This is a genomic window from Haloferula sp. BvORR071, assembly GCF_000739615.1.
Classification (GTDB): domain Bacteria; phylum Verrucomicrobiota; class Verrucomicrobiia; order Verrucomicrobiales; family Akkermansiaceae; genus Haloferula.
The window spans coordinates 21,320-48,199 of sequence record NZ_BATP01000027.1 but is presented as its reverse complement, the minus strand read 5'-3'; the positions used below and the strand labels follow the sequence as shown (position 1 = coordinate 48,199).

At 64.0% G+C, this 26,880-nt stretch carries 12 protein-coding genes; 4 read left to right on the top strand and 8 right to left on the bottom strand.

The features are described from left to right. Positions 1 to 68: 68 nt before the first annotated feature. The 5 genes from BV071_RS14870 to BV071_RS14850 form a co-directional block, all read right to left on the bottom strand. On the bottom strand, positions 69 to 3,290 hold the full coding sequence (locus tag BV071_RS14870; protein WP_035608617.1) for a c-type cytochrome: 3,222 nt from the start codon (positions 3,288 to 3,290) through the stop codon (positions 69 to 71). Between the two features lie 12 nt (positions 3,291 to 3,302). Further along, positions 3,303 to 5,552, bottom strand: a complete 2,250-nt coding sequence (locus BV071_RS14865; protein WP_035608614.1) for a hypothetical protein — start codon at positions 5,550 to 5,552, stop codon at positions 3,303 to 3,305. Between the two features lie 274 nt (positions 5,553 to 5,826). Beyond that, entirely contained in the window at positions 5,827 to 9,861 is a 4,035-nt protein-coding gene (locus BV071_RS14860) for an autotransporter-associated beta strand repeat-containing protein (protein ID WP_035608611.1), read from the bottom strand. Positions 9,862 to 10,056: 195 nt separating this feature from the next. Further along, positions 10,057 to 12,267: a serine/threonine-protein kinase gene (locus tag BV071_RS14855; protein WP_052573377.1), complete on the bottom strand. Its 2,211-nt coding sequence runs from the start codon at positions 12,265 to 12,267 to the stop codon at positions 10,057 to 10,059. A 73-nt stretch (positions 12,268 to 12,340) separates the two neighbouring features. Beyond that, positions 12,341 to 12,874 (bottom strand): ECF-type sigma factor, encoded by a 534-nt coding sequence (locus BV071_RS14850; RefSeq protein WP_035608610.1) that lies wholly within the window; start codon positions 12,872 to 12,874, stop codon positions 12,341 to 12,343. A 268-nt stretch (positions 12,875 to 13,142) separates the two neighbouring features. On the opposite strand from BV071_RS14850, the gene BV071_RS14845 reads away from it, so the two are divergent. Beyond that, positions 13,143 to 17,393, top strand: coding sequence for an alpha-amylase family glycosyl hydrolase (locus BV071_RS14845; RefSeq protein ID WP_035608609.1), 4,251 nt, complete (start codon positions 13,143 to 13,145; stop codon positions 17,391 to 17,393). 85 nt (positions 17,394 to 17,478) lie between these two features. After that, positions 17,479 to 19,647 carry a PQQ-dependent sugar dehydrogenase gene (locus BV071_RS14840; RefSeq protein WP_265594458.1) on the top strand — a complete coding sequence of 723 codons (2,169 nt, stop codon included), beginning with the start codon at positions 17,479 to 17,481 and terminating at the stop codon, positions 19,645 to 19,647. Between the two features lie 40 nt (positions 19,648 to 19,687). Here BV071_RS14840 and pabB read toward each other — a convergent pair whose 3' ends face one another. Then, entirely contained in the window at positions 19,688 to 20,989 is a 1,302-nt protein-coding gene (gene pabB, locus BV071_RS14835) for an aminodeoxychorismate synthase component I (RefSeq protein ID WP_265594457.1), read from the bottom strand. Between the two features lie 70 nt (positions 20,990 to 21,059). On the opposite strand from pabB, the gene BV071_RS14830 reads away from it, so the two are divergent. Together BV071_RS14830 and BV071_RS14825 are read left to right on the top strand one after the other, a co-directional pair. Next, positions 21,060 to 22,226 carry a hypothetical protein gene (locus tag BV071_RS14830; RefSeq protein WP_035608607.1) on the top strand — a complete coding sequence of 389 codons (1,167 nt, stop codon included), beginning with the start codon at positions 21,060 to 21,062 and terminating at the stop codon, positions 22,224 to 22,226. Between the two features lie 4 nt (positions 22,227 to 22,230). Next, positions 22,231 to 23,724, top strand: coding sequence for an SUMF1/EgtB/PvdO family nonheme iron enzyme (locus BV071_RS14825; protein ID WP_035608605.1), 1,494 nt, complete (start codon positions 22,231 to 22,233; stop codon positions 23,722 to 23,724). Positions 23,725 to 24,000: 276 nt separating this feature from the next. Here the strand turns inward: BV071_RS14825 and BV071_RS14820 are convergent, their stop codons facing one another. Next, positions 24,001 to 25,842 carry a choice-of-anchor tandem repeat GloVer-containing protein gene (locus tag BV071_RS14820; RefSeq protein WP_035608602.1) on the bottom strand — a complete coding sequence of 614 codons (1,842 nt, stop codon included), beginning with the start codon at positions 25,840 to 25,842 and terminating at the stop codon, positions 24,001 to 24,003. Between the two features lie 270 nt (positions 25,843 to 26,112). Beyond that, positions 26,113 to 26,745 (bottom strand): hypothetical protein, encoded by a 633-nt coding sequence (locus BV071_RS14815; protein ID WP_265594456.1) that lies wholly within the window; start codon positions 26,743 to 26,745, stop codon positions 26,113 to 26,115. Between the last annotated feature and the right edge of the window lie 135 nt (positions 26,746 to 26,880).

Sequence of the window (26,880 nt, the reverse complement as noted above, 5' to 3'; positions counted from 1 at the left end):
TGCTCAGTGATCCTTCTCCGAGGCCGGATGCAGCAGGAAAGTCATGAGATCTTTCACCTCCTGCTCGCTCAGCGCGCCGAGCAGACCGGGGGCATCAGTGAGCCGGGCAGCACCGTGGTGGCCTTGATGTCCGACTTATTCACAAGCGAGACATTCCCGCCGGGCATCGCGAGTTTAAGGGTGCTGGCGGTCTCCCCGATTCGCACCCCGGCCACGGCGCTGCCGTCCTTCAGCTCAATCTGGTAGGCGACGGCATCGGGATTGATCGTGGCGGAGGGATCCTGGATGTCGCGCAGGACGACGGCGTAGTCGCGGTGAACAGTATTGCTCAGATCGGGGCCTACGGCGTGGCCTTCGCCATTGAACTGGTGGCAGGTGAAGCAGGCGGCCTTGCCGAGGAAGAGCTGGCGACCGCGCTCGCGGTCGCCGCCAGCGATTTCGGGGACGACTGTCTGCTTGATCTGGATCTCCTCCGGGGCCTTTGCGAAGGGCATCAGGAAACGGCCGGTGCCGAGCGCGCGTGGCCGCGGATCGATGGCGGTGTGGAAGTTCACTTCCAGCTTCGTCGCGGGAGTCGGCAAGCTGATGCTGAGATCCTGCCGAGGATCACCCGAAATGGTCCTCGTGAAGCTGGTCTCGGTAGTGCCATTGCCACGGACCTCGAGGCCGGGACCTGCGAGCTCAAGCGGGACATCGCTTTTCAAGGTGATGGTGATCACCTCCGGTGCGGGCGTGTAGTCGAGCTTCGAGCCCGGTTGGGTGGCGGGCTGGAGCATGTGGGAAAGATCGAGGCGGGTGCGGAGCTTCAACATCCCTTGTTCCGCGAGATGGCTGAGCCCCTCGGCCTGCGAGGCGCTGCCGCGGCTGAGTTCGCGGACCACGCCGAAGTCCGGGTGGGGCAAGCGTCCGCCCCATGCGCTGCCCTTGGCTCCCTCCCAGGCGGCATCCAAGCCGTTCAGGGTGTAGGCGAGATCGATGGCGTCCACTTGTTTGAGGCCCGGCTCGCGGCGCGGGGTATCAAGCGTGAGCGCATAGCCGAAGGCCTTGCTGCGTGGCGCGGTGGTGATGACGAGGCTGCGGAGATCCGGGGCCAGCTTGGCCGAGACGATCGGCACATTGTAGCGTGCCTGGCCCATCTGCGCGCGGACCACGGCATAGCCGGGGCGGATGGCCTCAAAGCGATCCGCGGCCGACACACAGGGTCCGCACTCCATGTGCAGGCGGGCGGTGAGATCGCGGGCGGTCTCCGGCGGCAGCGGCCTATCGAATTCGACCACCGTGGTCCTTTCATCGCTGGCCCAGGTTAGCACCGGCTGCGCGGCGGCGGGATCGACGTAGCGGATCTTGAAGAGCTTGCCTTCGCTCGCAGGCCCCTTGCCCCAATCAGGCGGACCGGAGTGGCAGCAGATGACCAGGTCACCCTGCGGCGAGATTGCGCAATCGGTGATCAGCAGGCCCACGGCGGCGAAGAGCTGGGTATTTGCCACATAGCCCGCGGCGGTAGGTGCCAAGGAAGTGCGCCACAGCTTGCCGCGGGACTCGCCGGTGACGATCGCATCGTGCGCCCAGAACTCCGGGCCGAAGCGCGGGCGGTCCTTGGCCGGACCATTGAAGCGGAAGCCGCAGGTGCTCTGGTGCTGCGGCGCGAAATTCCAGACGCTGGGTTCATCGACGACATCCGGCAGCAGCTTGGGATGGCGCGGCGGGAAGCCATAGTGGCGGCCGGTCTGGAGGTGGAGCAATTCGTCGAAGGGATTGCCATTCGGCAGCCAGGTTGCGCCCTCTTGATCCGTGCCGAAGAGCTCGCCGCGCTGATCCCACTGCAGGGACATGATGTAGCGCAGGCCGCTGGCCAGTTGCTCGACCTTGCCATCCTTGCTAATGTGGAGGAGGCAGCCGCGGCGCTTGGCGGGAGAATATAGGGGCGCACCGGTCTTCACGGCATCGGGTGCCCAGACATCGCCCTCGGCCTTTTGCCAGTAGCCGTTGCCGGGATTGGCGCTGCCCATGGTGATATACCAGCTATCGTCAGGGCCGGTGGTGATGGCCATGGCGCTATCGACACGGCGGTGCATCAGCAGCGGGTCGTTTTGCAGAGTGGGATCGTCCCAGCCCTTTGCCACGGTCTCGCGCTTGTCGGGGATGCCGTCGCCGTTGGTGTCGCGGAAGCGCACGATCTCATCGGCGAGCAGGGCGTGGGGCATGCCGTCCTTCACGACCATGCCCACCGGATAGTTGTCAGAGCTGTCGGGTGCGAAAGTATCGAGCTTGTCTTCGAGCCCATCGCCATTGGTGTCGCGCAGGAGATGGAAGCGGCCATCGTAGCCACCGGCGAAGAGACGGCCATCCGGGGCATACTCGATGTTGTTGAGATTGGTGACCTTGATCGGCAACTCATCGACGCGGAAGCCGGGGACCAGCATCTGGACCTCGGGTGCATTCTTGTCCGGCACCAGGGTGGACTCGTGCGGTGCGGCGGGGTCCAGGAAGGCGGCGTGCTTCGCTGAGAGCCATGCTTCGATGCGGGTGAGCTCCGGGTCCTCAAGCTTGCGGTCGAAGACGAGAATCTCGGCGATCGCGCCGTGGAAGAAGTGGCGCATCTCCGGCTCTACGAAACGGGCGCCGACGGCGAGGCGGTCTGCGAGGAAGGCGACATCGCCACGATCGCGGCGGCCCTGGTCCTTGCCATCGGCGCGAACCCGGGTGCCGCCCGGCGCTGAGGTGACGGAGAAGAGATGCCCGTGTTCGATGGAGAGCGGGGCAACGAGGAGATTGGTCTCCTTGAACTGGCCTGCGCCTTCGACATTCAGGTAGTGCATCGTTCCCTGCGGCGAGGCCTCGCGGCCGAGGTCGATGCAGAAGCCGCTGGTGTAATCGTTTTCATCCCGGCGGGCGGTGCTAAGGAAGGCGGGGAAATCGCCCGCGGCGCGGTCGGGGGCTGCTACGATGAAGATCGTAGCATTCTTCGCCTGGATGCCGGGCGTAAGCAGCGCGGCGAGATAGTCATCACCGTCGAAGAACACCGCGCCGTGCCGCCATTCGGGCCGCGCAGAGGAAGACCACTGCGCCAGATGCCGCGAGTGCCCGGAGGAATCGTGCCACAACTCCATGTGCTGGCCCTCGGCGAGACGGTTCATGTAGTGGGCCTCGCGGGCTTCGTTTTCACGGGAGGCGTCGAACCAAAGTTCGAGGCCGTCCTTGATGGGGAGCGAGGAATCTGCCCAGCGGGCGGTTTCAGCATGTGCCGAAGACGCGAGGAAGAGGAAGAGGAGGAATGCCGGGTTCTTCATCGTGGTGCTTGTTCAGCGCGTGGGGATCTCGAGTGGGCCCGCTCCTTCAACGAGGATCTTGCCGGTGGGATCGAGAATGCGACGCTTCCCGGATTCCTGCACGAAGCTCAGCTCACGGCCACCGGCAGGCACGTTGCGGAGCGTGAAGTCCTCCTTGGTGAAGGGATCGAAGGTGACCTTGTCGCTCTTGTCGGAAACGCGGATGCCAGCCCAGTAGCTGAAGGTGGAATCCAGCCACGCGCTGTGGAAGTAGTCGACGACCTGGCGGCGGAAGTTCGATCCATCGGTCGGCCGGAGGTGCTCCATGGCGCAGGGCACCGAGCGGTCGCCATAGACAAAGTGGCTGTCCGACCAGCGGCGGTGGAACTCGAGCCAGCCCTCGCGGAAGCGCTCGCCGCCGGGTGAGGAAGCGACCGAGCCGAGGGCCTCGCACATCGCGCTGTTGTTGTAATTCCACATTGGGCCATTCCAGCAGCAGGGGTAGATGTGCGGCTCGCCAACGCTGGATGCGGTGGGGCCGGCGATCGCATTGCCGCTCCAGTACATCGGGTTGTTCTTTGCCACCGTGGTGATCGGGTAGTCTGACCAGAACCAGGCGGGATCGAAAAACTTGTCGAAGGCCCCAAAGTACTGCGGGTCCCGTACCATGCCGAAGAGGAAGGGCAGGAAGCCGTCATAGCAGGCGGCCTTGTCGGCCAGGGCATAGGTGTCCGGATCCGCGGCGTAGAAGAAGCCGTCCTTCCAATGCTTGTCTTCGATGGTCTTCAGCATGCGGTCCGCCTGATTGCGGGAATCGGTGAAGCTCTTGGTATTGCCCAGCTCCTCCATGAAGTTCGCCGCACCATAGAGATTGGCGATGGTGAAGGCCGCCTTGTCGAGGCGCACCGACTTGGCATAGGGGAAGCCCTCTTTGGCACCCTGCACATCGTGACGCCAGTCCCAGGCATCGGGCTTGGTGAACTGATAGAAATTCGGCTGGTACTCCGCGCCGGTAGGCCAGCTGCCTTCCTGCACCGGCAGCTGTGGCTGGCCGTGGACCGGCACATCCTTCCACGCATAGTCCGTCGCAGGCTGGGCCACCGCGGCGCGGATCTCCGGGTCCGGGTGGATCTTGTAGAAGTTCCACAGCGCGGCCGGAGTGAACTGGAGATAGTCGCGGTACTGGTGGTGGACATTCTCCGCCCAGTTCAGGATCTGGTTCTTGCCGGGCGTGATGTCGCGCAGCCAGCGGGTCTCCTGGATCTGCACCGGGATCGGCAGGCCGATCACCGCGCAGAACCAATCACCGATCGGGCTCTCGTAGATCGAAGGCCGCTTGTAGGGATGCCCGGCGATGAAGCGCTTGGGATCATGGATCGCCCGCTTCACCAGGAACCAGCGGTAGTAGTAGAGCTTGAGGATGTCCGGATCGCTGGTCTGGAAGGCCGGCACGTTCTTGGTGAACCACTCGTTGTAAGCCGCCTCACTGCGCTGGAAGGGATCGGCCTCGGCAAGCACCGCCGCCACGCGCTCGCGTGAGTCATTGGTCTCCACGTGATCGATCGCGAAGGCATAACGAATCTTGAGGATCTTCTGTGGCGGGATGACCACGGATTTGCCGAAGGCGAGGTTGCCCTTGGTGCCCAGCCATCCGCTGCCATTGACGTCCCAGCCACGGCCACCCTGCTTGGCGATGCCGCCGACGTTGGTGGTGGCGCTGAAGGTCACGTGACCTTCCTCCCCATCCTTCGTGAGCTGCGGATGGAAGAGCTCCAGACCGAAGGTCCCCGCCTCGCGCTGGTCATTGAGGATCTCCAATTCGCCGACGAAGACATCCTCCGGCGTGATGCACTTGGTCTCCTTCAGCGAGAGAAAGCCGGCCAACGGCGAACTGCCAGGCGTCGAATTCGGCAGCGAGCGGTAGCGCGTCTGGGACCAGGCCGGCGTCCACTGGTGGCGGGTGACTACGAGCTGTTCCGAGCAGTTCAGCGAAATGATGTCCTGCAGCGGGGTCTGGTGACCGGCGCAGAAGACTCCCTGCATCCCGGGATGCGGGCGGCCCCAGTTTTCCTCCGGCACCTGCGGCAGCCCGGACTCCACCAGGTCAGGCTTGCCGACCCGGTCATCGCCCATCTCCTTGAGGGTGGTCCACATGTCCTGCCCGATCAGGTCGGTGCGGGCGGAATTCGAGAGATAGCGGTTAATGTTGCCGACCGGGTGGCCGTTTTGCGCAGCACAAGGCAGCGCCAGCGCCACGAAGGCGGAGGAGAGCAGGAGCTTCATGGGTTCACGCAGGTATTCCACAAATCAAACGCGATTGGCTTGTAAAATTTCGACATTGGCCCGGGAAAAGCGAGAGTTTCCCTCTGCGTGACAGACCGCCCCGGAAAGTGCGAGCTACGCCTCCCCTAGAAAAACAGCCGCCACCGCGCGAAGCGATGACGGCTGACCTAGCCCCGAGTCCCTTGACCTCGACCTCGAACCCGAGCTAGTAAGTTTTTCGCCTCAGCGAGCCGGGAGGCGGTCTGAACCACCGGCACGCCGCCGAGGAATTGGCTCAGTTGGGTGTCACCTTGAGACGGACGAACTGTTTGCGTTGTCCGGTGGGCACCGTGTATTCGACGGTATTGCCCACGACTGTGGAGGAAACGTCGGTCCAGGTGACGAGGTCAGGCGAGGTCTGGACGGTATAGGTCCCGCTGAACGCCGGATCTTTTGGCCAAGTGACCTTGCCGTTCACGATGCCGGGATTGGCAGTGAACGTGGAACCGGTCGCCCCCATGAAGTACTCGACCCCGTTTTGGACGCCGTCCTTGTCGAAGTCCAGATGCGAAGCTTGGCCACCTGCGTTGGTCGCGGCCCAAGTCGCGTAGCTCACGCTACCGAAGACGGTCAGCTCAAGGTTATTGCCATTCACTGCAACCGCTCCCGAAATACCGTTGTAGTTGATCGTGGCGGGAGTGCCCACAATGCCGCCGTTCGCAGTGGCGAGGACATAGACCCCGGCCGCGGGGGTGGCGGCTGCGCTCAGGTTCAGGACACTGCCGGTCTGGGTCAGCGAACCGGTGATGGTCCGGGTCATCTGGGCGCCGGGAGTGGCGGCCACGGCAAGCGAATGGATGCCGCCGGTAGCAATGGTGACGTTGCCGCCGAGATTGCCATTGCCGGCAAGGGTCGCGTCCGCGGCCACCGTCACGTCTCCGGATGCCGCGGAATTGTTGCCGCTCATGACGAGCGTTCCCGCACTCACGGTGGTCGGACCGGAGTAGGTGTTCGTGCCGTTGATCGTCCAGGTGCCGGGTCCGTTCTTGATGATGCCGGTGACCGAGGTGACGCTGAGGTCGGAAACCACGCCGCTGACCGTGTTCGCGCCGGTGGAGAGCCCTTGCAGGACGAAATTGCGCGAGCCCTGCCCGGGGGCGATGCTCATGTTGCCCGCCAGCGTCAGCGAGCCGCTATCGGACTGGATGATTGAATTCCCGCCACCGGTCGTCAGGCTGATGGCACCTCCGATCGTATTGTCTCCGCCGAGGTTGCCGATCGCGTAGGGTACCGTGGCAGCCACACCGTCGTTGCTGATGACAAAGCTGACGGTGCTTGGCAATGTTATGCCGCCCTGCAACTGGATGCCGGAGTTGCGATTGATGGAGCTCACCACGCTGGTTCCGAGCGCGGTGCTGCTCCGAAGGTCGAGAACGGCAGGGGTGGCGGCCGAGCCGTTGACGCTCACCGCACCACCACCCAAGTTCGTCCCGCTGAGGCTGAGCGTGCCACCGGTGACCGTGGTCTGGCCCGAGTAGTTGCTGGTGCCCGAGAGCGTCTGTGTGCTCGCGCCGGACTTGTTGATGCCGAGCGCACCGGCGGCTCCGTGGGAAAGGGAGCCGGAAAAGTTGAAGCTGCCGGTCGCGGCATTGGAATAGACCGCGCGTTCCGTGGCGGCACCATTGGTGATGCTACCGCTGCCGCTGATGCCCGCTGCGACAAAATCGCCGGAGGTGCCAGTGGTGCCGTTCATCTGCAGGGTGCCCGCCGCGACGTTCAGGACGCCGTTGACGACGCTGCCCGCGGTGTTGGCGCCATTGCTGTTCGCCACCAGCGTACCGGTGCCCTGCTTGATGAAGCCTTGGCTGGCGGCCGTCTTCAGTTCGCCCACGGTGAGACTGTTCGCCGACACCGTAACGGTGCGATCTCCGCTGCCGCCGCCCGTCACAGCGCCCGTGCCCATGTCGAGCGCGTTGCTACCGGTGAAGGTGAAGTCGCCGTTCCAAGTCTGGGCGTTGTTGCTCGCGAGAGCGACCGGCCCGCCGCTGGTGTTGTCGAGCGTTCCGCCGTTGATGAGCACCGCGCCCGTGCCAAGGGCGCTGGCGGAGTTCACGCGGATCGTGCCGGCGTTGAGCGTCGTGCCGCCGCTGTAGGTGTTGTTGGTGTTGAGCGTCACGCTGCCCGTGCCGTTCTTGGTGAGCGTTCCGCCGCTGATGCCGAAGCTGCCGCTGCTCGAAAAGGTATAGTTGACCGTCGAGTTGTTAAACGTCGTCGTGGTGGTGAAGACGTCGCCATCATTGATTTGAACCGTCTGATTGGCTCCCGGCGTGTCGTCGAACACCACTTGGTCCGCATCCAGGAAGTCGGTCGCTGTGTTGTCCGAGGTCTGCTTCCAATTTTTCGAACCGCCCACCGCGCTCAGGGTCCATTGGTTGCTCTGGAGCCCTGTCCAGTAGATCGAGGTGCCGTTGACTTGGAGTGCGATATTGTTGCCGTTGAGGACGAGGGCTCCGAGTGACTGGCGAGCGCCCAAGGCAGGGCCGCTGGCGATGTTGAAGTCGAAGTCACTGATATCGGCCGCGGGGAAGGAGGTGAAGCTGATGAGGTTGTTCGCCCCGTTGCTCCAGACTTCCGTCCGGGTGATATCGATGAAGATCGCGCCGTTGGTGCCCGAGGTGGTCAAGGTCCCGGCCGCGATGCCAGGCCCCGTGCTGCTGCTGGCCAGTTTCACCGTCGCAGGGCCGGCGAAGCTGAGGTTGCCTGTCGTCAGCGTCGCCGTGCCTCCATTGCCATGGGCCAGAATGGCCGTGCCTGAGGCTCCCACATTCACCGCGCCGACCGTGCCCGTTGCATCCAGCGTGCCTTGGGTCAGGGTGATCGGGGGTGTTGATGCGACGCTGCTCGTGAACAAAAGCTTTGCGTCGCTGCCGTTGATCGTGATGCCGCTGCTGCTGTTGATCGTGCCGGTGCCGTTCACTCGCAGGAGGCCGCCATTGACGGTCATTGGGCCGGAGAACGTGCTGGTGCCGGTGAGAACCATAGTGCCCGCGCCAGCCTTCGTGAGACCGCCGTTGGAAATCACGCCGGAGATGGTCACATCGGGATTCATGGTAGTGTCGAACACTGTGATGGTGCGCGTGCCACCGCCCAAGCTCATCGTTCCCGAAAAGTTGAGCTGATTGTTGACGCCCGTGGCGCCGAGGGTGAAGTCGCTGCCGACCGTCACCGCGTTGGCGAGCGTGCGTGAGGCGAGGCGTGGCACGATCAGGCTGCCGTTGAACGTCAACGGACCGGTTCCCAAGGCCGCATTGTTAGCGACATGCAGCGCACCCGAATTGACCGTCAAGCCCCCGGTAAAGGTGTTGGTGCCATCGAGTCGTAATCCTCCCGTACCCGACTTGATGATGCTGTTCGCGGTTGTGCCGTTGGAGATGACTCCCGCGACCGTCAGCAGCGCCCCTCCGTTGGTGGTGATCGTCCGGCTCGTGCCCGCCGCGGTGCCGAGAGAGACCGCCCCAGCGCCGAGGCTGAGGTCATTCAAGTTCGTGCCAGCTCCGGTGCCATAGGCGAAATCGCCATTCCAGGTTTGGGCTGTGTTGGTCAGCGTCAGCGCGGCACCGCTCGTGTTGTCGAGCGTGCCGGCATTGATCGTGAAGGCCGCATTGCCGAGGGAATTGACGGTGCCGAGGTTCATCGTGCCCGCGCCGTCCTTGATCACGTTGATAGTGCCCGAGGCATTCCTGATCAGGCTGGTGTTCACATTCCAATTACCCGTGCCGGTCAGGGTTAACGCATGGGCCCCATTACCGCCGGCACCGAATTGGACATCGGAGCTGAAGGTGACCGGGTTCGACGAGTTGTTCGTCCACATATGGCTTAGAACGGCGGTGGAACCCAAGGTCAGGACGTCGGTTCCCGCAGTGCTGCCAAAGGTCAGAGCGCCCGCGCCGCTGGCGACGGTGAGATCCCGAAGACGCAAGCCCGTCGTGCCACTGAATTCATTGATCGTCAGCGAGCCCGTTTGAGTGCCGAGGATGTTAAGGAAAACGCCATCGCCTGCGGAGAGGTTTGCTCCGGTTCCTGCGGCGGTGTAGCTCAGCGAGAGATTCCCGGCGACGGTGCCATCCCATTGCGCGGTATCCCCGGGAGCGGTGCCGGTCGGGACGGTGTCGCCACTCCAGTTGGTGGCGATGTCCATGTTGGTGGCAGGAACGCCGCCGCCATCCCAGGTGCGCGTGGTCTGTGAACAGGCGATGTCGGCAAATCCGCCGAGGGCGAGGAGGGAAGGGATGCTTGTGCTGAGGAATCGGGAATGGTGCTTTGGGTTCATGGTATTCTGGCGTGGGGGGCGGGCTTGGGTTGTGTGGGGCAAGCCGCCTCGGTCACGGGTTTGGAGTTCGATGGGGCCAGGCGGCCTAGAGCGCACTGGAGCACTCCGGAATTGCCTATCCCTCCTGAAGGCGCTTTCACCCCGTCCGAACCCGACAGGAATTTTCCGGAATCCGGAGAATTCGTGCCAGTGAGCCTATTTTCCCATCATGGCCTCCGCCTCACGGATCAGGATCCGCACCACCGACCACGCGAACCAATTGCCGATCGAGGGGAAGCCGGACTCGCCGATCTGGGACTCCACCCGATGGAGTTCCGATTTCGCCAGATCCATCTGGCTGCGGGCTTCCTCGGCCTCGCCGAGCTTGAAGCGCGCCATCGCAAGCACGCAGCGGGCGGCGGATACCCGGCTGCCGACCTTGTCCTCGACGGCGAGAGAATTCTCCGCCTCGTGGATCGCCTCCTGAAACTCGCCCTTCCGGTAATGGAAGAGCGATAGCGAAAATGCATTCCACCCCGGATATCTCGACCGGGCATTCTTGGCGGGGGGATCCCCCCGGCACACCTGTGCGGTGCTTTCCAGTCGCTCCAGGGTCCGCGAGTCCGCCGGCAGCAGCAGGCATAGTTTCAAGAGCCGTTCGGCGTGGACGCCGTTTGCCACAGGCGTGTAGCGGTCGATCATTTCAGCGCGCAGACTTTCGTAGGCCTTCAGGTCTCCGGCTTCCAAATAAGTCGGCGCGGTCATCAGCAGATCGTTGGTCCCCAGCATCGTGGCGCGGTTGCCCAAGCGGTTGGCCTCGTTCATCAAGCGGAAACAATCCGCCGCCTGCCGCCAGCGGCCGAAGGTCGCATTCCAGCGCCCGAGTGAACGGAACACTTCCGCCGCTTCCGGCGAAACCTCGATCGACTGCAGCGGATTCTCCCGCAACAGGCGGTCCGCTTCCGCGGTGTTGCCCTCGCCCAGCAGCAGTACCGCCCGCGAGACATTCGCCCGGGCTTGGGCCTGACGCTTGAGGCGGGCTTGCTCGGCGAGCGCGTCGTTCTTGCGGAGATAGAGCAAGGTCGTCGTGCCAAGGCCAGCCAGCAGCGACAGCAGCACCGCCACGCCGAGCAGGCACGCCGCGCGGTTGCGCTGGAAGAACTTCCAGATGAAATAGCCGCGGCTCGGCTTGTGCGCGGTTACCGGCTCGTTCTTCAAGTAGCGCCGGAGGTCCGTGGCCAGGCCGGACGCCGTCTGGTAGCGGCGGTTCCGCTCCTTCTCCATCGCCTTGAAGACGATCCAGTCGAGATCGCCGCGCAGCGTGTGGGCCCATTTTTCCCGCGAGCCCGGCAGGGCGTTTCCTTTTTCTTCCTCCGCCGGAGTCCGGGCCGCCTCCGAGGGCAGCGGCGGATTCACCTCGATCAAGATGCGGCGCATTTCCGTCACGCCCTTCTCTAACAGCTTCTCCGTGTCGAAGGGCGGCCGCCCCGCGAGCAGCTCGTAGAGCAAGGCCCCGAGGCTGTAGATGTCCGCGCGGGTGTCGATGTCCATCGCGCCCATGTCGACCTGCTCGGGACTCATGTAGGCCGGGGTGCCGATGAATTGCCCGACTTGGGTGATCCCGCCCTGTCCGCGCGACGGACCTTGGAGCGCCTTCGCGATGCCGAAGTCGATGACCTTCGGCACGGGGATTCCGTCCACGTTCTCGACCAGGACGTTCGACGGCTTGATGTCGCGATGGACGACGCCCTTCTGGTGCGCGTGCTGGATCGCGTGACAAACGAGCAGGAAAAGCTCGAGCCGCGCGTGGATGTCGAGCTGCCGGGTCTCGCAAAAGGTCGTGATGCGGGCGCCGCGCACGAGTTCCATTACGAAGTAAGGCCGGCCGCGGAAGGTCCGGCCACCATCCAGTACCCGTGCGATGTTCGGGTGCTCCATGATTTCCAGCGTCTGCCGCTCGGCCTCGAAGCGTGACACCACCGAACCCGTGTCCATGCCGCTGCGGATGATCTTGAGTGCCACCGTGCGCACCATGCCCTCCTGACGTGCCTCGAAGATCTCGCCGACACCGCCCTCGCCGATTTTCCGCAGCAGCGTGTAGCGGTCGATGGTGGCGCCTTCCCTTTCGCCGCTCGAGGCCTGAGCATCATCGGCGGGCAATTCGCTCTCGGGCAGTTCGTCGATCAGCTCCTGCGCCAGTTCTGCGGCATCCAGCCGGCTTTCGATAAAGAAGGCGGAGGAGGTCCCCGCCATCTCGACAAGTTCTTCCATGTCTCTCCGGCCTTCGGGATCGCCGTGAAAGGTCCGGTCGAGAAACTCCCGCCGCTGCAGTGGGTCCGTGATCTGCAGGGCGGTTTCGAAAATCGCATTCTCGATGGCAAGCGGGTCCGTTCCGTGCTCGGCGAGATCATCGATTGCTTCCTTCATGAACCAAAAATTCGCCGATATAGCTTCAATCGTTTCCCATGGTGCGACAATCGCGGTGAAAACCCGACAAAAATCAGCGCTGGCCCCGGATTTCCCGAAATAGCCAAGTCCTCGCGTAGGCCCAGTAGCGCTCCACCGTCCGTTCCGTGATGCCCATCTCCCCGGCCACTTCCTGGTTCGTCAGCCCGCCGAAGAATTTCAATAGCACCACCTGCGCCCGCGGCGGATTGACCTTCTTCAATTTCTCCAAGGCCGCGTTGACCTGCAGTGTCGGCTCGTCCTCGTCCAGCCCCTCATTTTCAGCCTCGGACATTGGCACTCGTTCCAGGTCGCCGGCATGTTTGACGCGCTTCCGGCGCCGCGCCCGGTCGATCAGGATCCGGCGCATCGTCTCCGCGGCGGCGGTGAAAAAATGGGCGGTGTTTTTCCAGTTCGGATCACCGCTGGAGCGCATCCGCAGCCAGGCCTCGTGAGCGAGCGCGGTCGGCTGGAGGGTATTCCCCGGCCGTTCGAAGGCCATCCGCTCCCCGGCCATCGCGCGCAGGATCGGATAAAGGCGACGTACGTCGTCCTCCGAATAATGGGAGAATTCCTCGTCTCCGGCCACCGGGGAAAAATAGCGATGACCGTACCAGCAGCAAGCCTATGTGCCGGTGCCCGGGAATGATCCGCTGCAAGTAGACCTTGTTTTGGCTGGGGGAGGGAATTGAGCGGGGAGCTAGGATTGGAGAGCAGAGCGCCCGGCCTTCTCCGTGACAGCGGCGGCCGCCGGTTGTTTCCGGGTGTGTTTAAACCTATGGTGTGGGAGCGACATTCCGTTCTTGCCCCCAAGGCGGCGGACACACGTGCCCCCGGCTTGGCCTTCGAAACCCACGATGAACCCTCTGTCCCGACTCGCCGGCCTGGCCGGAGCGCTTTACCTGCTCGCCACGCCCGCCGCCCACGGCGAGGCGATGCTGCAGTATTTCAACACCAGCTGGGCCGAGATCACTCGCAAGATGCCCGAGTTGGCGGAGGCAGGCTATGACTCGCTCTGGCTGCCGCCGCCCACCAAGGGTTCCGGCGGCCTCTCGGTGGGCTACGATTGCTGGGACCGCTTTGACCTCGGCTCGAAGGACCAGCGCGGGACGGTTCGGACGCGCTACGGGACGGAGGCGGAACTCCTCGAAATGGTGCGGGTCGCGCACCGCTTCGGGATCCGCATCTACTTCGACAATATCATGAACCACAATGCGTTCGAGACGCCGAAGTACAACGACTCGGTGCCGGAGAACGTCTACACCGGATTCCTGCCGGCGGACTTCCACCTCCGCAAGACCGCCGATGGCTTCTACCGGAAGTGGGATAACACCCGGGACTGGAACAGCGAGTGGCAGGTGCAGAACCTCGGGCTCTCCGATCTCATCGACATTGCCACCGAGCCGGGCTCGACCAATCGCAACCACGGCACCAACGAAGGCGACACCGCCACTAAGCCGAACTTCGTCCGCCATCCGGACAATCCGGAATTCTACTGCTACGTCCCGACCGCTCCCGGGCAGAAGCACTCCGCGGGGCAAGGCAACTATGTTGGCTTCGGTCCCGGCAACGGCATCACCGCGGCGTTGATTGCGGCAAACAGCTCATTCTACAGCGAGCGGGTGGAAGAATTCCTCAACCGCTCAGCGCGCTGGGAGCTCGATCGCACCAAGGCCGACGGCTTCCGCCTGGATGCGGTAAAGCACACGCCCGCGGATTTCTTCGGCGCCACCTTCGGAGCCGACAAGGACTCGTCGAACTACGGCTACACCGGCCAGATCCAGCAGCAGTTCAATCTGAGCCGCGGCTTCTCCGACTGGGGCAATCACCGCGACAGCGTCTTCGACACCGAGCAAGGCCGTGACGACGCGATGCTCTTCGGCGAGCACCTCGGCCAGCCGCCGGGCTACGGATCCTACATCGATGCCGGCATGCGTCTCATCGACAACGACCTGCGGAACAACCTGAACAACGTGTTGGGCAATCCCTCGTCGGGCCTCCAGGGCTACGATCAGCCGGGCTATGGCGGTTTTTCCGCTGGCGTGTCGGTGATGCACGCGCAGAGCCACGACAATGACTACGCGTCGCGCCGCGAACTCCAGCATGCCCTCTACCTCACCCGCGCCGGCATGGGACTCATCTACACCGATGGCAACTACCACGCCGACGTGCTGGGTGCCAGCGGCGGTGCCTTCCCGCGGCATGCGAATACCGCCTTTCTCGGCCAGTGGGGCGATGCGCGGATTCCCAACCTGCTGAAGATCCACAACGACTTCGCGCGTGGCTGGCAGCGCGGCCGCTACAGCGATGCGGACCTCGTGAGCTACGAGCGGATCGATGACCGGGAATTCAGCGAGAACGACCAGGCGCTCAAGGAGCGCAAGGGTGCGACCATGCTGATCGCGGTGAACGACAACTACGCCTCCGGCAAGGCGATCCTCGGTGGAACCTCCTTCCCCTCACAGGGTGGCGGCGGCTCGGAAAACAACGCCGACACCAACGATGAGTATCTCTTCCAGTATGCGCGCGGCTACGGCAGTCAGACCGGCTTCTACACTTATGCCTCCTCGCTGAATTCCGTGGTTGTGGCGCCCGGCAGCTACTTCGTCTTCGCGCCGCGCACGCCGGAAGAATCCGACGTTTGGAAAAACGCGGGTGGCTCGCCGATCACGATCTATCAGGGCACGGAGAAGGCCGGGACTTTCGAGGTCGAGCGCAAGGACGGCACGGACGGTGATCCGGGCTTCAATCCCTACGGCCTGCCCGATGCGGTGACGAACGACTACACCTATCGTATGCCGGTGCCGCGGGTGACCAGCGCCAGCGATTTGCGCTTCGTGGTCCGGGCGGATGGCTCGGCACAAAACATCCTGCTCAAGCTGGACGGTGGGATCGACCTGAATGGCACCCGGCCGGCGGGCAATACCGATCCTCTCTACCGCGATCTCCCGCCCGCGCTCAGCACGGACGTCTTCATGGGCTACGAGCAGCCCACCTTCGCGCACCGGCAGTTCGCGGAGAAGTTCGCTGCCAAGAACTCGGCGCGCAACCAGATCGGCTCATCCGGGGCGGAGACCTATCAACGCGTGATCGGCGGCACCGGCTTCACCATCGCGAACGGGCCGGACAACGCGAATGACTTCAGCACCCAGGGCGGTGAGGTGGCCTCCTTCCTCTACCATGATCCGGCGGCGGATGCGGCGGGCACGCCCGCGGGTGGCTGGCCCGGCGGCGTGCCACCGAAGCAGTACACCGAGAACGCTTCCACGATCACCGTGTGGGCGAAGCCGAATGGCGTCGGCACCGGCTTCAACATGTATTTCTACTACACCACCGATGGCAGCAATCCGGAGGGCGCGGGCGGCACTGGCACCGGGGCCACCCAAGTGGTGGAGATGCATTACTCCCACAACCAGGGCACCGATGACTGGTGGTCCTCGGCCAGCATTCCGAAGCCCGCGGCGGGCGTAACGCTGAAATACAAGCTCGGCATCTACAAGGAAGGCGCAGCCAGCGTCTATCCATCCGGGCCGGATACGGTGGCGAAAAAGAAGAAGATGATGACCATCTTCAATATCACCGGCTTCAACGCCGGCACGGTCAGCTACGCGCCGCACAATGACTACGGCACTCCGGAGACCGGTCTCGCGGAGGGCTTCCACGTGCTGCGCGCGCGGCCCTTCCTGAAGCGCGGCGGCAAGGCCTCGCTCTACAATACCTTCACGCAGACCTTCTACTACGATGCTGCGACCCCGACCGGGCAGATCATGTTCCCCTCTGCGGATGGCGCGACGGTCGGCGGCAGCGAATATGGATCCGTGGTGCGCGCGGACGCCTTCACCACCGAGGTCTGGTACAAGATTGATGACGGCGATGCCAGCAACGACGACTCCGCCACCGGCGCGAACAGCGGCAACGGTGCATGGGTGAAGGCAAGCGAAGTCACACCCAATGCCAGCATCACTCCGGCAAATCCGGCGCATGCCCGTGAGTTCCGCTTTAACTACGTGAACATCCCGGCGACCGGCAATGCCACCATCCAGGTGCGGCTCAAGGAGCTGACCTCTTCCTCGGACAGCAGCCTCGGTGATGTCGCCGGGCACTTCACCACGCTGACCCGCACGGTGAGCACCTCGGGTCCGGACCGGAAGATGTTCGTCGCCTTCCCGCAGAGCGACGGTGCTTCGATTGGCAGCACCTACGTCCTGAAGACCTACTTCTCGAAGTCGCTGGCCGATGGCTTGAACGACGCGCAGCTCAAGGCCCGCTTCACCGTCCGCTACGGTGTGGATGATACTTGGCCGGCGGGGGTGCAGACCCTCGATGCCGCGGCGCTCTCAATCAATTACAACGCGACAGCCGACTACCACGCCTTGGCCTTCTCACTGCCGAATCTCTACGACGGCAGGCCCGGCTTCTTGTATCGCGTCGAGATCTTCCAGAACCGGCCCGATCCGCTGGTCGACCTAACGGCCACTCGTCGCTTGGCGGCACTCGCAGGCTCCGGCCCGAGGGTGAGCATCCTGCGCCCGCTGGAGGTGGATGCCACCGGCCGACCGGTCGAGATCATCCTGCCGGATGAACCGGGAGCACCGCCCATGGACTACACCGTGCGGGTGGAAACCGATACGACCACCACCGCCGTGGATCTCGCCTTCGTGATCGGCAGCGGTGCACTGACGCCGGTGGACTTCGATCCGGCAACGGCGGGCGTCCAGCCGGAGGTTCAGGGCTCGAGCGCCTTCTGGGACTTCACTTGGCGCATCGCCGCCCCCGGCTCCTACCGCCTGATCGCCACCGGCACCTCGCCGCAGGCGGTGAAGACGGAAACGCGTAATGCCACCGTGCTCAGCCGTCAGGCCGTGCTGGCGGGCGAGGCTTCGCAAGAGCCGGTAATCAGCACGATCAGCGGCGGCTATCGCCTGAATTTCCCGACCCTGCCCGACCGGATCTATCAGCTCCAGGTGTCGACCAATCTGGTGGGCTGGAGCAATTCGGGCACGCCGCTGAATACGGCGGATGCCGATGGCCCGGGCACCTTTCAAGTGGATGACACCAGCGGCGGCCCCATGCGTTTCTACCGGGTGCTGATCCAAGCCGCACCATGAGGCTTGAGTCCCCGGAAGCGGTGACGGAAGGGTGATTCCGTGTCATCTGAAACCCCTGCTTGTCAGATAGCGTATGCTGGGCGCAATGCGCACTGCCGCCCTTCAAACCCTAGCCCTTGCCCTGCCTCTCGTTTCCTCCGCCGCGGAGATCGAAAGCACCTTCTTCGCCCCGACCCTCAAGGACCCGATCGAGCTGGCGCCCGCTCCGGATGGCGACATCTACATCGTCGAGCGCGAGGGCCGGGTGTTGCGCCTGCGCCCCGCGACCGGCGGCCTGTTCGAGATCGGCCATCTGGAAGTCACTGCCCTGCGCAGCAATGACCGCGACAGCAATTGGGCCCGTGAGGACGGCATCCTTGGTTTGACCCTTGATCCCGGTTTCGCCAAGAACCAGCGGCTCTACATCTACTACAGCCACCCCAAGGAGCTGCTGAATCGCCTCTCGCGCTTTGAACTCAAGGACGGCAAGCTCGACCTCACTTCGGAGAAGGTCCTCTTCGACGTGAAGACCGACCGCCGCGACCGCGTCTGCCATCACGGCGGCTCGCTGGCCTTCGGCCCGGATGGCCTGCTCTACCTGAGCACCGGTGACAACACCAACCCCTTCGAGAGCGATGGCTTCGCGCCGCAGGACGACCGCGATGGCCACGACAACGCGAACTCGATGCGCAGTGCGGGCAATACCAACGACCTCCGCGGCAAGGTCCTCCGCATCCGCCCGACGGAGAGTGGCGGCTACGAGATTCCCCCGGGCAACCTCTTCCCGCCCGGCACCGCCAAGACCCGCCCGGAGATCTACACGATGGGCCTGCGCAACCCCTACCGCCTCTCGATCGACCAGAAGGCCAATATCCTCTACTGGGGCGAGGTCGGCCCTGATGCCAGCAACAATGGCCCGAAGGGTCCGCGTGGCCACGACGAGGTGAACCAGGCCAAGAAGGCCGGCAACTTCGGCTGGCCCTTCGTCATCGCCAACAACAAACCCTACGCGATCACCGACTTCGCCACTGGCAAGGTCGGGCCGATGACCGATCCCGCCGCGCCCAAGAACCCGAGCAAGCTCAACACCGGCCTGGTGGACCTTCCCCCGGCAAATCCGGCCTTCATCTGGTATCCCTACGCGAAGAGCGAGGAGTTCCCCGCCGTCGGCGAGGGCGGCCGCAATGCCATGGCTGGTCCGGTCTTCTACTATGATTCTAGTAGAAAATACAACCTGCTCGGCAAGGGCGACGACCACACCCTGCTGACCTACGACTGGATCCGCAACAAGATGTGGAAGGCCAAGCTCGGCCCCAATGAGGAGCTCGTCTCGCTGACCACGCTGATGGACGGCTTCACGCATCCGATGGACCTTGAGATGGCCGCCGATGGCACCTTGTGGATGCTCGAATACGGCACCGAGTGGTACTTCAACAACGACGGCCGGGTCCGCCGCCTGCGCCCTGCCGATGGCAACAAGCCGCCGGAGATCACGGCCAAGCGTGAAGGCGAGACCTTCACCGCCACTGCCAAGGATCCGGATGGCGACACCCCGCAGGTGGACTGGTGGCTGACCGAAGGTGTCAACGAGCGCAAGATCGGCACCGGCCCGGCTCTCGCGGTTTCCACCGCCGGTGGCTCAGAGCTCCGTGCCGTGGCCACCGATGCCAAAGGCGCCACCGCCATCGCCCGCATCCCGCTTGTCGAAGAAGCCGCCGCCCCCGCCCTCGAACTCGAGGTCGCCACGGGCGATGCCAAGCAAGGCTTCGGCGAGGAGCTGGCCTTCAAGGTCACCGGCCAAGCCGATCCCGCGAAAACAGTCGTCCGCGCCCGCTACATCCCGCCGACCGGCCACGATGCCGGCGGCCCGCAATTCCCCGGGGACATCGAAAAGCTGGTGGTGGCCAAGGCCTGCTTCGCCTGCCACCAGATCGAGAAGACCTCGGTGGGACCGGCCTATTTGGACGTTGCTATGAAATATCGCAGCGATTCCGGCGCGCTCTCCCGCTTGCAGGCGAAGGTCAAGACCGGCGGCGCAGGCGTTTGGGGCGAGATCCCCATGCCCCCGCAGGTGGCAGCGAGCGATGCCGAGGCGGAACAGATCATCAAGGCGATCCTCAATCTCTCCACCGGCATCGCCGAAACTCGCGGCACAGCCCAAGGCAATCTCAAGCTGGCCGCCCAACCGGCCGGCGTGGATGGCGGCGGCGCCTGGGAGATCACCGCAGAGTCCCCGGGTTACCGCGCCGCGCGGAAAAGAATCCCCGCGAAGTAAGGGCCACGGCTGGTCACCTCAAAAAAGGCGGGCGCTCCACTCACGGGTGGAAGCGCTCGACAGCCATTCGGATCCCCGCGGCCTTGTGCAGGGTCTCCTCATACTCCTTCACCGGTTCGGAATCCGCCACGATCCCTGCGCCCACATGGTAGCTCAGGGCATCTCCCTCACGCACCAGGGTCCGGATCGCGATGCTGAACTGGCTCTCCCCGTGGTAGCCGAAATACCCGATCGCCCCGCAATAGATCCCGCGCGGCGTGCTCTCCAGCTCGCGGATGATTTCCATCGCCCGCTTCTTCGGCGCGCCGGTGATGCTGCCACCGGGGAAGCACGCGGCCACCGCATCCACATGGCCGATCTCTTCGCGCAGGCTGCCCGTCACCGTGGAGACTAGGTGATGCACCTGTCCCAGCGTCTCGAGCTGCAGCATCTCGGCCACATGCACACTCCCAAATTCGCAGACCTGCCCCAGATCATTCCGCAGCAGGTCCGTGATCATCACCAGCTCCGCGATCTCCTTGGGACTGGTTTGAAGCTCGTAGGCCGAGCGCCGGTCTTCGTCCGGATCTGCATGCCGCGGTCGCGTCCCCTTGATCGGTCGCGTCTCGATCCCGCGCCCCGACATCCGGAAAAAGGTCTCCGGGGATGAGGACAGGATCTCCCGTCCCGCCAGGTCGAGGTAGGCCGCCAGCGGGGCAGGGGAGCATTCCCGCAGGGTCTCGTAGAGCTCGAAAAGATCCCCGCCCTTTACCTCTGCGCGAAAGCCTTGCGTGAGGTTGACCTGATAAATGTCGCCCGCCGCGATCCACTCGTGGATCCGCTCGACGCCTTCCAAAAATCTCTCCCGCTCCATCAGCGCCTGGAAGGGGCCGATCACCGGCCGCTCCACCCCGGGTCTCCGGCGGATCTCCCCGGAAAGCTCGCCCTTCTCGTGCCAAGCCCCGCTCCGGTGGTCGTAGACCAGCATCTCCGGGTAGTCCCCGAAGACGAATTCTCCCTTGTAACCCACCCAGCCGCACAGCCCGCCCTGCGGGAAACCCCGGTCGGGTGCCGGGGTCGCCGCCCCCTGCTTTACCGCCGCTGCCAGCCTGGCGCGGTCCGCCGCCGAGAAAATCGATCCCCCGTAAATCTCCCGGGGGCGCGCCGCGATGATCGAAACCGGCGCCCCGTAGCTGGCAGGCAGGTTTCCCGCGGTGTCGAAAAACACCAGCCCGGGCAGGTGCCGCAGCGCCGCAGCGACCTCCACCGGCGACATGCCTTCCAGCCGTCGCCCGGTCTCATCGCGGATTCCGCCCTCGCGCTGCACGGCGGGAAAGAACGACGCGGCGGCTCCGGATTCCAAGTCCGAAGTTCCGCGTAGGAGCCATCGTCCCTTCTTGCCTCCCCGCGTACGAATCCCTAGTTTGCCGTCCATGTCCGGCAAGTCGTGTCATTCTGACCTCGTTTTCCGCCTCTCCTGCTGGGGGCTGGGAGTGATTGCTTTCGGCCAGTTGCTGGTCGGTGGCGTGGCCTTGGCAGTCCGGACGGAGAAGGCCCGCGAGGTCCGCGTGGAGGAGAGAATCGTCACCAAAGTGGTGACCATCGCTGCCGCCACCCCGCCCGTGGTCGCGGCCGCGCCGCCGGCACCGCGCCCTCTTCTTCCGCCCATCGCCGCCGCTCCGGAGCCCGTCTCCCTGCCCCGCGCTAACCCGCTGGCCGCTCCTCGCATTGCCGATCCCGAAGTCGAGCGGCTGGTGGTGGAAGCCCGCAAGGCCCGTCTCGCCTCTGACAATGCCTCCGCCATCATCAAGTTGGAGTCCGCTAAGGAAAAGGCACCGGAAGATCCCAACGTTCTCTACGAACTGGGTCTCCTTTATGAAGACATGGCGGCCTACGACGTCCGCCTCGCCGAGCAGGCCTCGGACGCCTATCAGGCGGTCTTCAACCTCGGCACCACCGGTGCCGGCTCCCTTTACGAATTGGCTGCCAAGAAGCTCGAAATGGGCGTCGATCTGCCCGATGCCAAGCGTGATGAACTGAGACTGGGTCGCGCCCGGATTTTCCGCGACGACAAGTTCGTGAATGGCGAGCGCACCGTGGTAACCGTCCCGGTCCAAGCCGAGCCCGGCACCCAGGTGGGCAACGATCTCGATGTGCAGGTAGAGTTCTTCGACTCCACCGTGGTCAACGGCAAGAAGCAGATCGTCCCCTGCAGCCCCGACTGCAAGACCATCCCGGAGTGGGTGAGCGGCGAGTTCAACTTCGACGGCGGCGAGGAATCGCTCCGCGTCACCTACATTCTGCCCTCGGAGGACCTCCAGCAGCAGCAGCTCTTTGGCAAGCGCACCTACTACGGCCAGGTCGTGAAACTCTTCTATAAGGGCGAGCTCATCGATACGCAGGCATGGCCGCGTCACCTCTCCGCCCAAGGACCGGTGGCCGCAGGCAAGCCGCAGGAAGAGGTGTATCCCGAGTTCCTCCAGACCGAGGACATCGTCGATCCTTCGCAGATCCTTTTGGGACCCAAGTCCGAGCCCCCTCCGATTTCTCCTTCGGAGGCGAAGCGGCTCCCGGCTGGAGTTCCTCCCCTGCCACGCTGACTCCATGGATGATCCCCGCTCCCGCGCCGACACCATGCTCGGCGATTATCGACTTGATACCCTGATTGGCGAAAGCCCGGTGACCCTCACGTGGCAGGCAGAGCAGGCCTCCATCCATCGTCCCGTCCTTCTTTTCGAACTGAAGCCGACGGCCTTCGACCGCCGGGACAAGTTCCTGGCTGACATGCAGGTGAAGGCTGCGGTCGATCATCCGCTCGTCGGCTCGGTCTATGAGGCCGTTTCGAACGCCCAGCACTGCTACGCCACCCTCGAGCGCCTGCCGGGGAACTCGCTGGAGGCCCGCATGAATGCCCGGCAATCGCTGAAGCCGGCGCAGGTCGCGCAAATCCTTCGCCGCGTTTCAGAGGCCTCCATGACCTTGGAAGCCGCAGGCATCTCGACCGCGCCCCTCGGGCCGGATGATGTTTTTCTCGATGACCACGGTGTGGTCCGCATCGCCAATCTCGCCCGCGCGGGCGAGCGTCCGCCCGGCCGTTCGGCCGATGACATCCTGACCTTGGGCCGGACCCTGCCGCCCTTGGTGGCCGATGGCCGCCCCGGGGCCTCGCGGATGGTCACCCTGCTGGCATGGATGCGTGGCGAAAATCTGGGCCGCACCATGACTTGGATGGAGGTCCATTCCTACGCCGAGCAGATCGAGCAGCAACTGGCGGAGCCTCACGCGCCCCATGTCGCGGCCCCGCCTACCGCCCGCGCGGTGTCGGCGAAATCACCCCTGCCGCTCATCCTCGGAATCGTCGCGCTGGGCTTCTTGGCTTGCCTCGGCCTGCTGGCGATGAAGGGGAAGGGCAATGGCAAGCCTCCCTCGGGCCAGCTCCCACCGCCGGTGATCGTGCTGGCTGGCAGCCATCCCCTGCCGGATGGCGGGACCGCCCGTCTCAGTGCCTTCTCGCTCTCCGGCCATGAGGTTACCATCGGCGAGTATGCCGAGTTCCTCGCGGCCCTGAATGCGGCCCCCGCCGAGCGCCGCAATGGCTACAATCACGCGGAGCAGCCAGCGGAGAAAACCCACCACGAACCGGAGGGCTGGACTGCGATGCACTCCGCAGCCAAGGCCGGCGGCCAGTGGGAAGGCCGCGCCATGTCCCGCGACTGCCCGGTGGTGAATGTCGATTGGTGGGACGCCTACGCTTACTGCAAGTGGAAGAATTCCCGCCTGCCCACGCAGGAAGAATGGTTCGCCGCCATGCGCGTCGACCTCGCCGATCCCGGCTCGCTCCGCCCGGCAGGCTGGGGACCGGTCCAAGAGGCGCCGCCTACCGACCGCACGCCCTCCGGCTTGGTCGGCATGGCCGGTTCGGTCACGGAGTGGACTGCCAGCTTGGCCAAGAACCCGGCCAATCCCTTGGGGGAACAAGGCTGGGTCCTTATCGGTGGCTCCTTCATGAAGCCGTCCACCGGTGCCTTGGCCCGCCAGTGGGTCGACAAGCGGGACATCCGCCACCCCGACCTCGGCTTCCGGGTGATCGAGCAGTAATGGGCGCTCCGCCAGTACAAGGGAAGGCCGCCAAGGTCCCACCCCTGGCGGCCCGAATCATTTCCCTTTAAGCGTCCACACCCATGGACAAGGAAGCTGATTTTGTGCTGTTCACCCTTACATGAAAACTCACGCAACGCGCGGTCTTCATGGTCATAGACCTTCCGGGTTGGAGGATGTTCAAAGTTTCCGAAAATTATTTTCACGGATTTCCCCCGCCCCTTTGAAGCCGCCTCATGGGACCAGGCTTTTCGGCGGTCTTTGGGCGCGGGCGGCTCAGTGACCGAAATAATCCGGGGCCGTACCGGTGATTATCGTCCCGTCCACTTGGCGGATCCGGTAGTTCGCCATTTTCCTGGTCCCATGTCCGCCGGTGATGGCGACGTGGAAAGTCACCACCTGCCCGGAGGGGAGTCTGATCCCGGCGAAGCCTTCGTCATTCCAATCCAGTCGGCCAGAGACCGTGACCACATCCCCGCCCGAGCCGCTAGGGACCGTGGCGTGGAGGTTGCCACTGGGCTTGATCAAAATTGTCAGGGGGCGGCGTCCTGCGAGAAGCCCCTCATCCCGGTAGTTGCCGGGAGCTCCGCGGAGCAGGATAACCCCGGTGGCGACTTGGGATTGTTTGTCGATCACATGATAGGTGCCGATGGAGCTGGTCTTGCCGTTGTCCATGATGAAGCAGCTGACCAGATTGCTATCCGAGCTGGGGCTGAGATGACCGTGGGTGGGCTCCGGCACATCGAGAATACGCAGTCCATGGTGTTCGGGATCCCGGTCATTGCGGAGCGGTCGGACGATGACGACTCCCGAATAGGGGACTTTCCCAAAGTCGGCGTTCACCACCGGCGGGGCGTTCAGCAGCGCGGGATCACCCAAGGCGACTTGGAAGTGGAAGCCGCCTTTCTTGGTGGTCTTGGAGATCGTGTAGTTGGCCGCATTCGCCGGGCTTATCCATTCCTCCTGATAACCAGCTTGGTTTTTCGGGACATAGACCTCTTTGCCATAGGTCGCGCCGTAGAGGGATCCGGCCATCTCCACCACGTTGAACATGGGTGCATCGCCGAAGCCACAGATGGTGCGAAAGCTGCCATCCGGCTTTAGCTCGACCAGAGTGCGGCCGTCCTGCACCGCGATGCTGTCGGAGCGCTGGCTACTGGTGGAATAGTAGATGCTGCCGTCGGTGGTGGCGTGGATGAACTTGTGCATCTTCGGCGGCAAGGCGGGATTGTCCGGCCAGCCGAAGGTGGCAAGCTGTATCATGGCTCCCGAGTCTTCCAAGCGGTAGAGTCGGCTGCTCACCGTGGTTGAGCTGCCGTCGGCCACCGAGACCAGCAGGCCGGAGTCCGATGGCAGCGCGCTCACCAGGTTGGGATTCGCGCTGAAATCCGCGCTGCTGACTTCCTTGAGGATCGCGCCATCGCTGAGGCGGATCTGCAGGAGATGGATGCGATTGGACCCGCTGCCAGTGAGATTGGAGGAGACCGAGTAGATGCGATCGCTGGATAGCGGGTCGGCGAAGTTGAGCAAGGCGGTGCCCGGATGCGCGATGTCGGCGACCTTCGTGATCACTCCGTCGCGGCCGATCCGGATTAGCGCACCAGCCAGATGGTAGCTGTAGAAGGCGCGGTCCGGGCCTTCGAAAAGGCCGCTCAGCGAGTCCACGAAGGTGCTGCCGGCGATGGGCAGGTCGGGAAGGAGTTGGGAGGGATCGAGGTCGATCGCCGCGTAGTCTCGGTCCGGCCTGATTTGGAAGATCACCCCGTGGCCAAAAAGACCGCCGTGTTTGGCGAAGCCGTAAGTGCAGCCATCCCTGCCGAGGAGCGGAATTTGGTCGGGGATGCTGCCGCCGCGGGTAAAGTTCGGAACATTTCCCGAAGCCGGGAACTGGTGAGTCAGCTCGAATTTGCCTTTGTCAGAGGCGACCCGGTAGGTGGCACCTGAGCGGTTCGGGTCGGTGGCGGAGATTCCGTAGAGGTAACCGTCCGCTCCCGTGACGATGCTGCAGGGGCTGACATCGGCCGGGAAGGTCCCGAAAGCGCGGACAAACTCCGCCGCCTGCAAGGGCAGCGGGAGCGAGGACAGGGCAAGCAGAGGGAGCAAGCGGGGCAGCAGCACGCTGAATTTTTATGAAAATTCAGGAGGCGCCACAAGTTCGGGCGGCTGAAATACCTAAGCGGCTGATGTACAAGGGAAGGCCGCCAAGGTCCCACCCCTGGCGGCCCGAATCATTTCCCTTTAGGCGTCCACACCCATGGACAAGGAAGCTGATTTTGTGCTGTTCACCCTTACATGAAAACTGCGGCAAGCGCGGTCTTCATGATCATAGACCCTTCATGGGTCCGGATGTTCAATGTTTTCAAAAAATTCTTCAGGAAGGTTTTCGGCCTACACTTCGGACATCCTTTTCCGGAGCCGGCGGCTCCAGCGAAGGATCAGCCAGAGGCCTGCGGCGACTGCCGCGAAATAGGCGAGAAGACCGAGGTCCGCCTTCCGCCGCTCGCGGAGCCAAGGGCGCTCGGGCTCATGGTCGGGGACTGGCAGGGCGCGGCCTGCCGCGGACCACATCGCCTGGATATCAGGCTCGAGAAACCACCCGGAGGTGAACTTCCCATCGGGCCCCCTGAAGATCATGTAGCGGCCCGGGTCACTGATTTTGGTTCCGGCGCGTGCACCAAGGAGGCGGACCGGTTCTCTCATCGGCTTGCGGGTCACCGCGACCACCAGCAGTTTTCCGCGGGTGGGTTCCGCCACTTCCAGCGGCGGAAAGATCAGCTCATAGCGGACGGAGGGCAGGGACTGGGGGGCGAGTTGATCGACGGAGAAGCTTCCGCCGTGCGCTGCCATGAGCTCCTGCCAGTCTCGCGGCGTCCGCTGCTCGCTGCCTTCGAAGCGTGTGAAAGCGCTGGCGACCAGCTCCATGGCGTCGGTCTCCGGGGTATCGGGAGGCAGCTCCCTGCTTCCCGAGCACGCGGCGAACAACAGGAGGGCGAGCGCAGTCAGGATTCGGGGAAGGCTCACGGGGCGTCCGGCTTGAGGAGAACTAGCATCCCCTTGGGATCCCACAAGGCCCGCCCGCCGGTACAAGGGAAGGCCGCCAAGGTCCCACCCCTGGCGGCCCGAATCATTTCCCTTAAGCGTCCACACCCATGGACA

Excerpts from the sequence above, each read along its gene's own strand:
- BV071_RS14840 (WP_265594458.1), top strand. The coding sequence starts at position 17,479 with ATGCGCACTGCCGCCCTTCAAACCCTAGCCCTTGCCCTGCCTCTCGTT.
- BV071_RS14865 (WP_035608614.1), bottom strand. The coding sequence starts at position 5,552 with ATGAAGCTCCTGCTCTCCTCCGCCTTCGTGGCGCTGGCGCTGCCTTGT.
- BV071_RS14830 (WP_035608607.1), top strand. The coding sequence starts at position 21,060 with ATGTCCGGCAAGTCGTGTCATTCTGACCTCGTTTTCCGCCTCTCCTGC.
- BV071_RS14845 (WP_035608609.1), top strand. The coding sequence starts at position 13,143 with ATGAACCCTCTGTCCCGACTCGCCGGCCTGGCCGGAGCGCTTTACCTG.
- BV071_RS14860 (WP_035608611.1), bottom strand. The coding sequence starts at position 9,861 with ATGAACCCAAAGCACCATTCCCGATTCCTCAGCACAAGCATCCCTTCC.
- BV071_RS14855 (WP_052573377.1), bottom strand. The coding sequence starts at position 12,267 with ATGAAGGAAGCAATCGATGATCTCGCCGAGCACGGAACGGACCCGCTT.
- BV071_RS14825 (WP_035608605.1), top strand. The coding sequence starts at position 22,231 with ATGGATGATCCCCGCTCCCGCGCCGACACCATGCTCGGCGATTATCGA.
- BV071_RS14870 (WP_035608617.1), bottom strand. The coding sequence starts at position 3,290 with ATGAAGAACCCGGCATTCCTCCTCTTCCTCTTCCTCGCGTCTTCGGCA.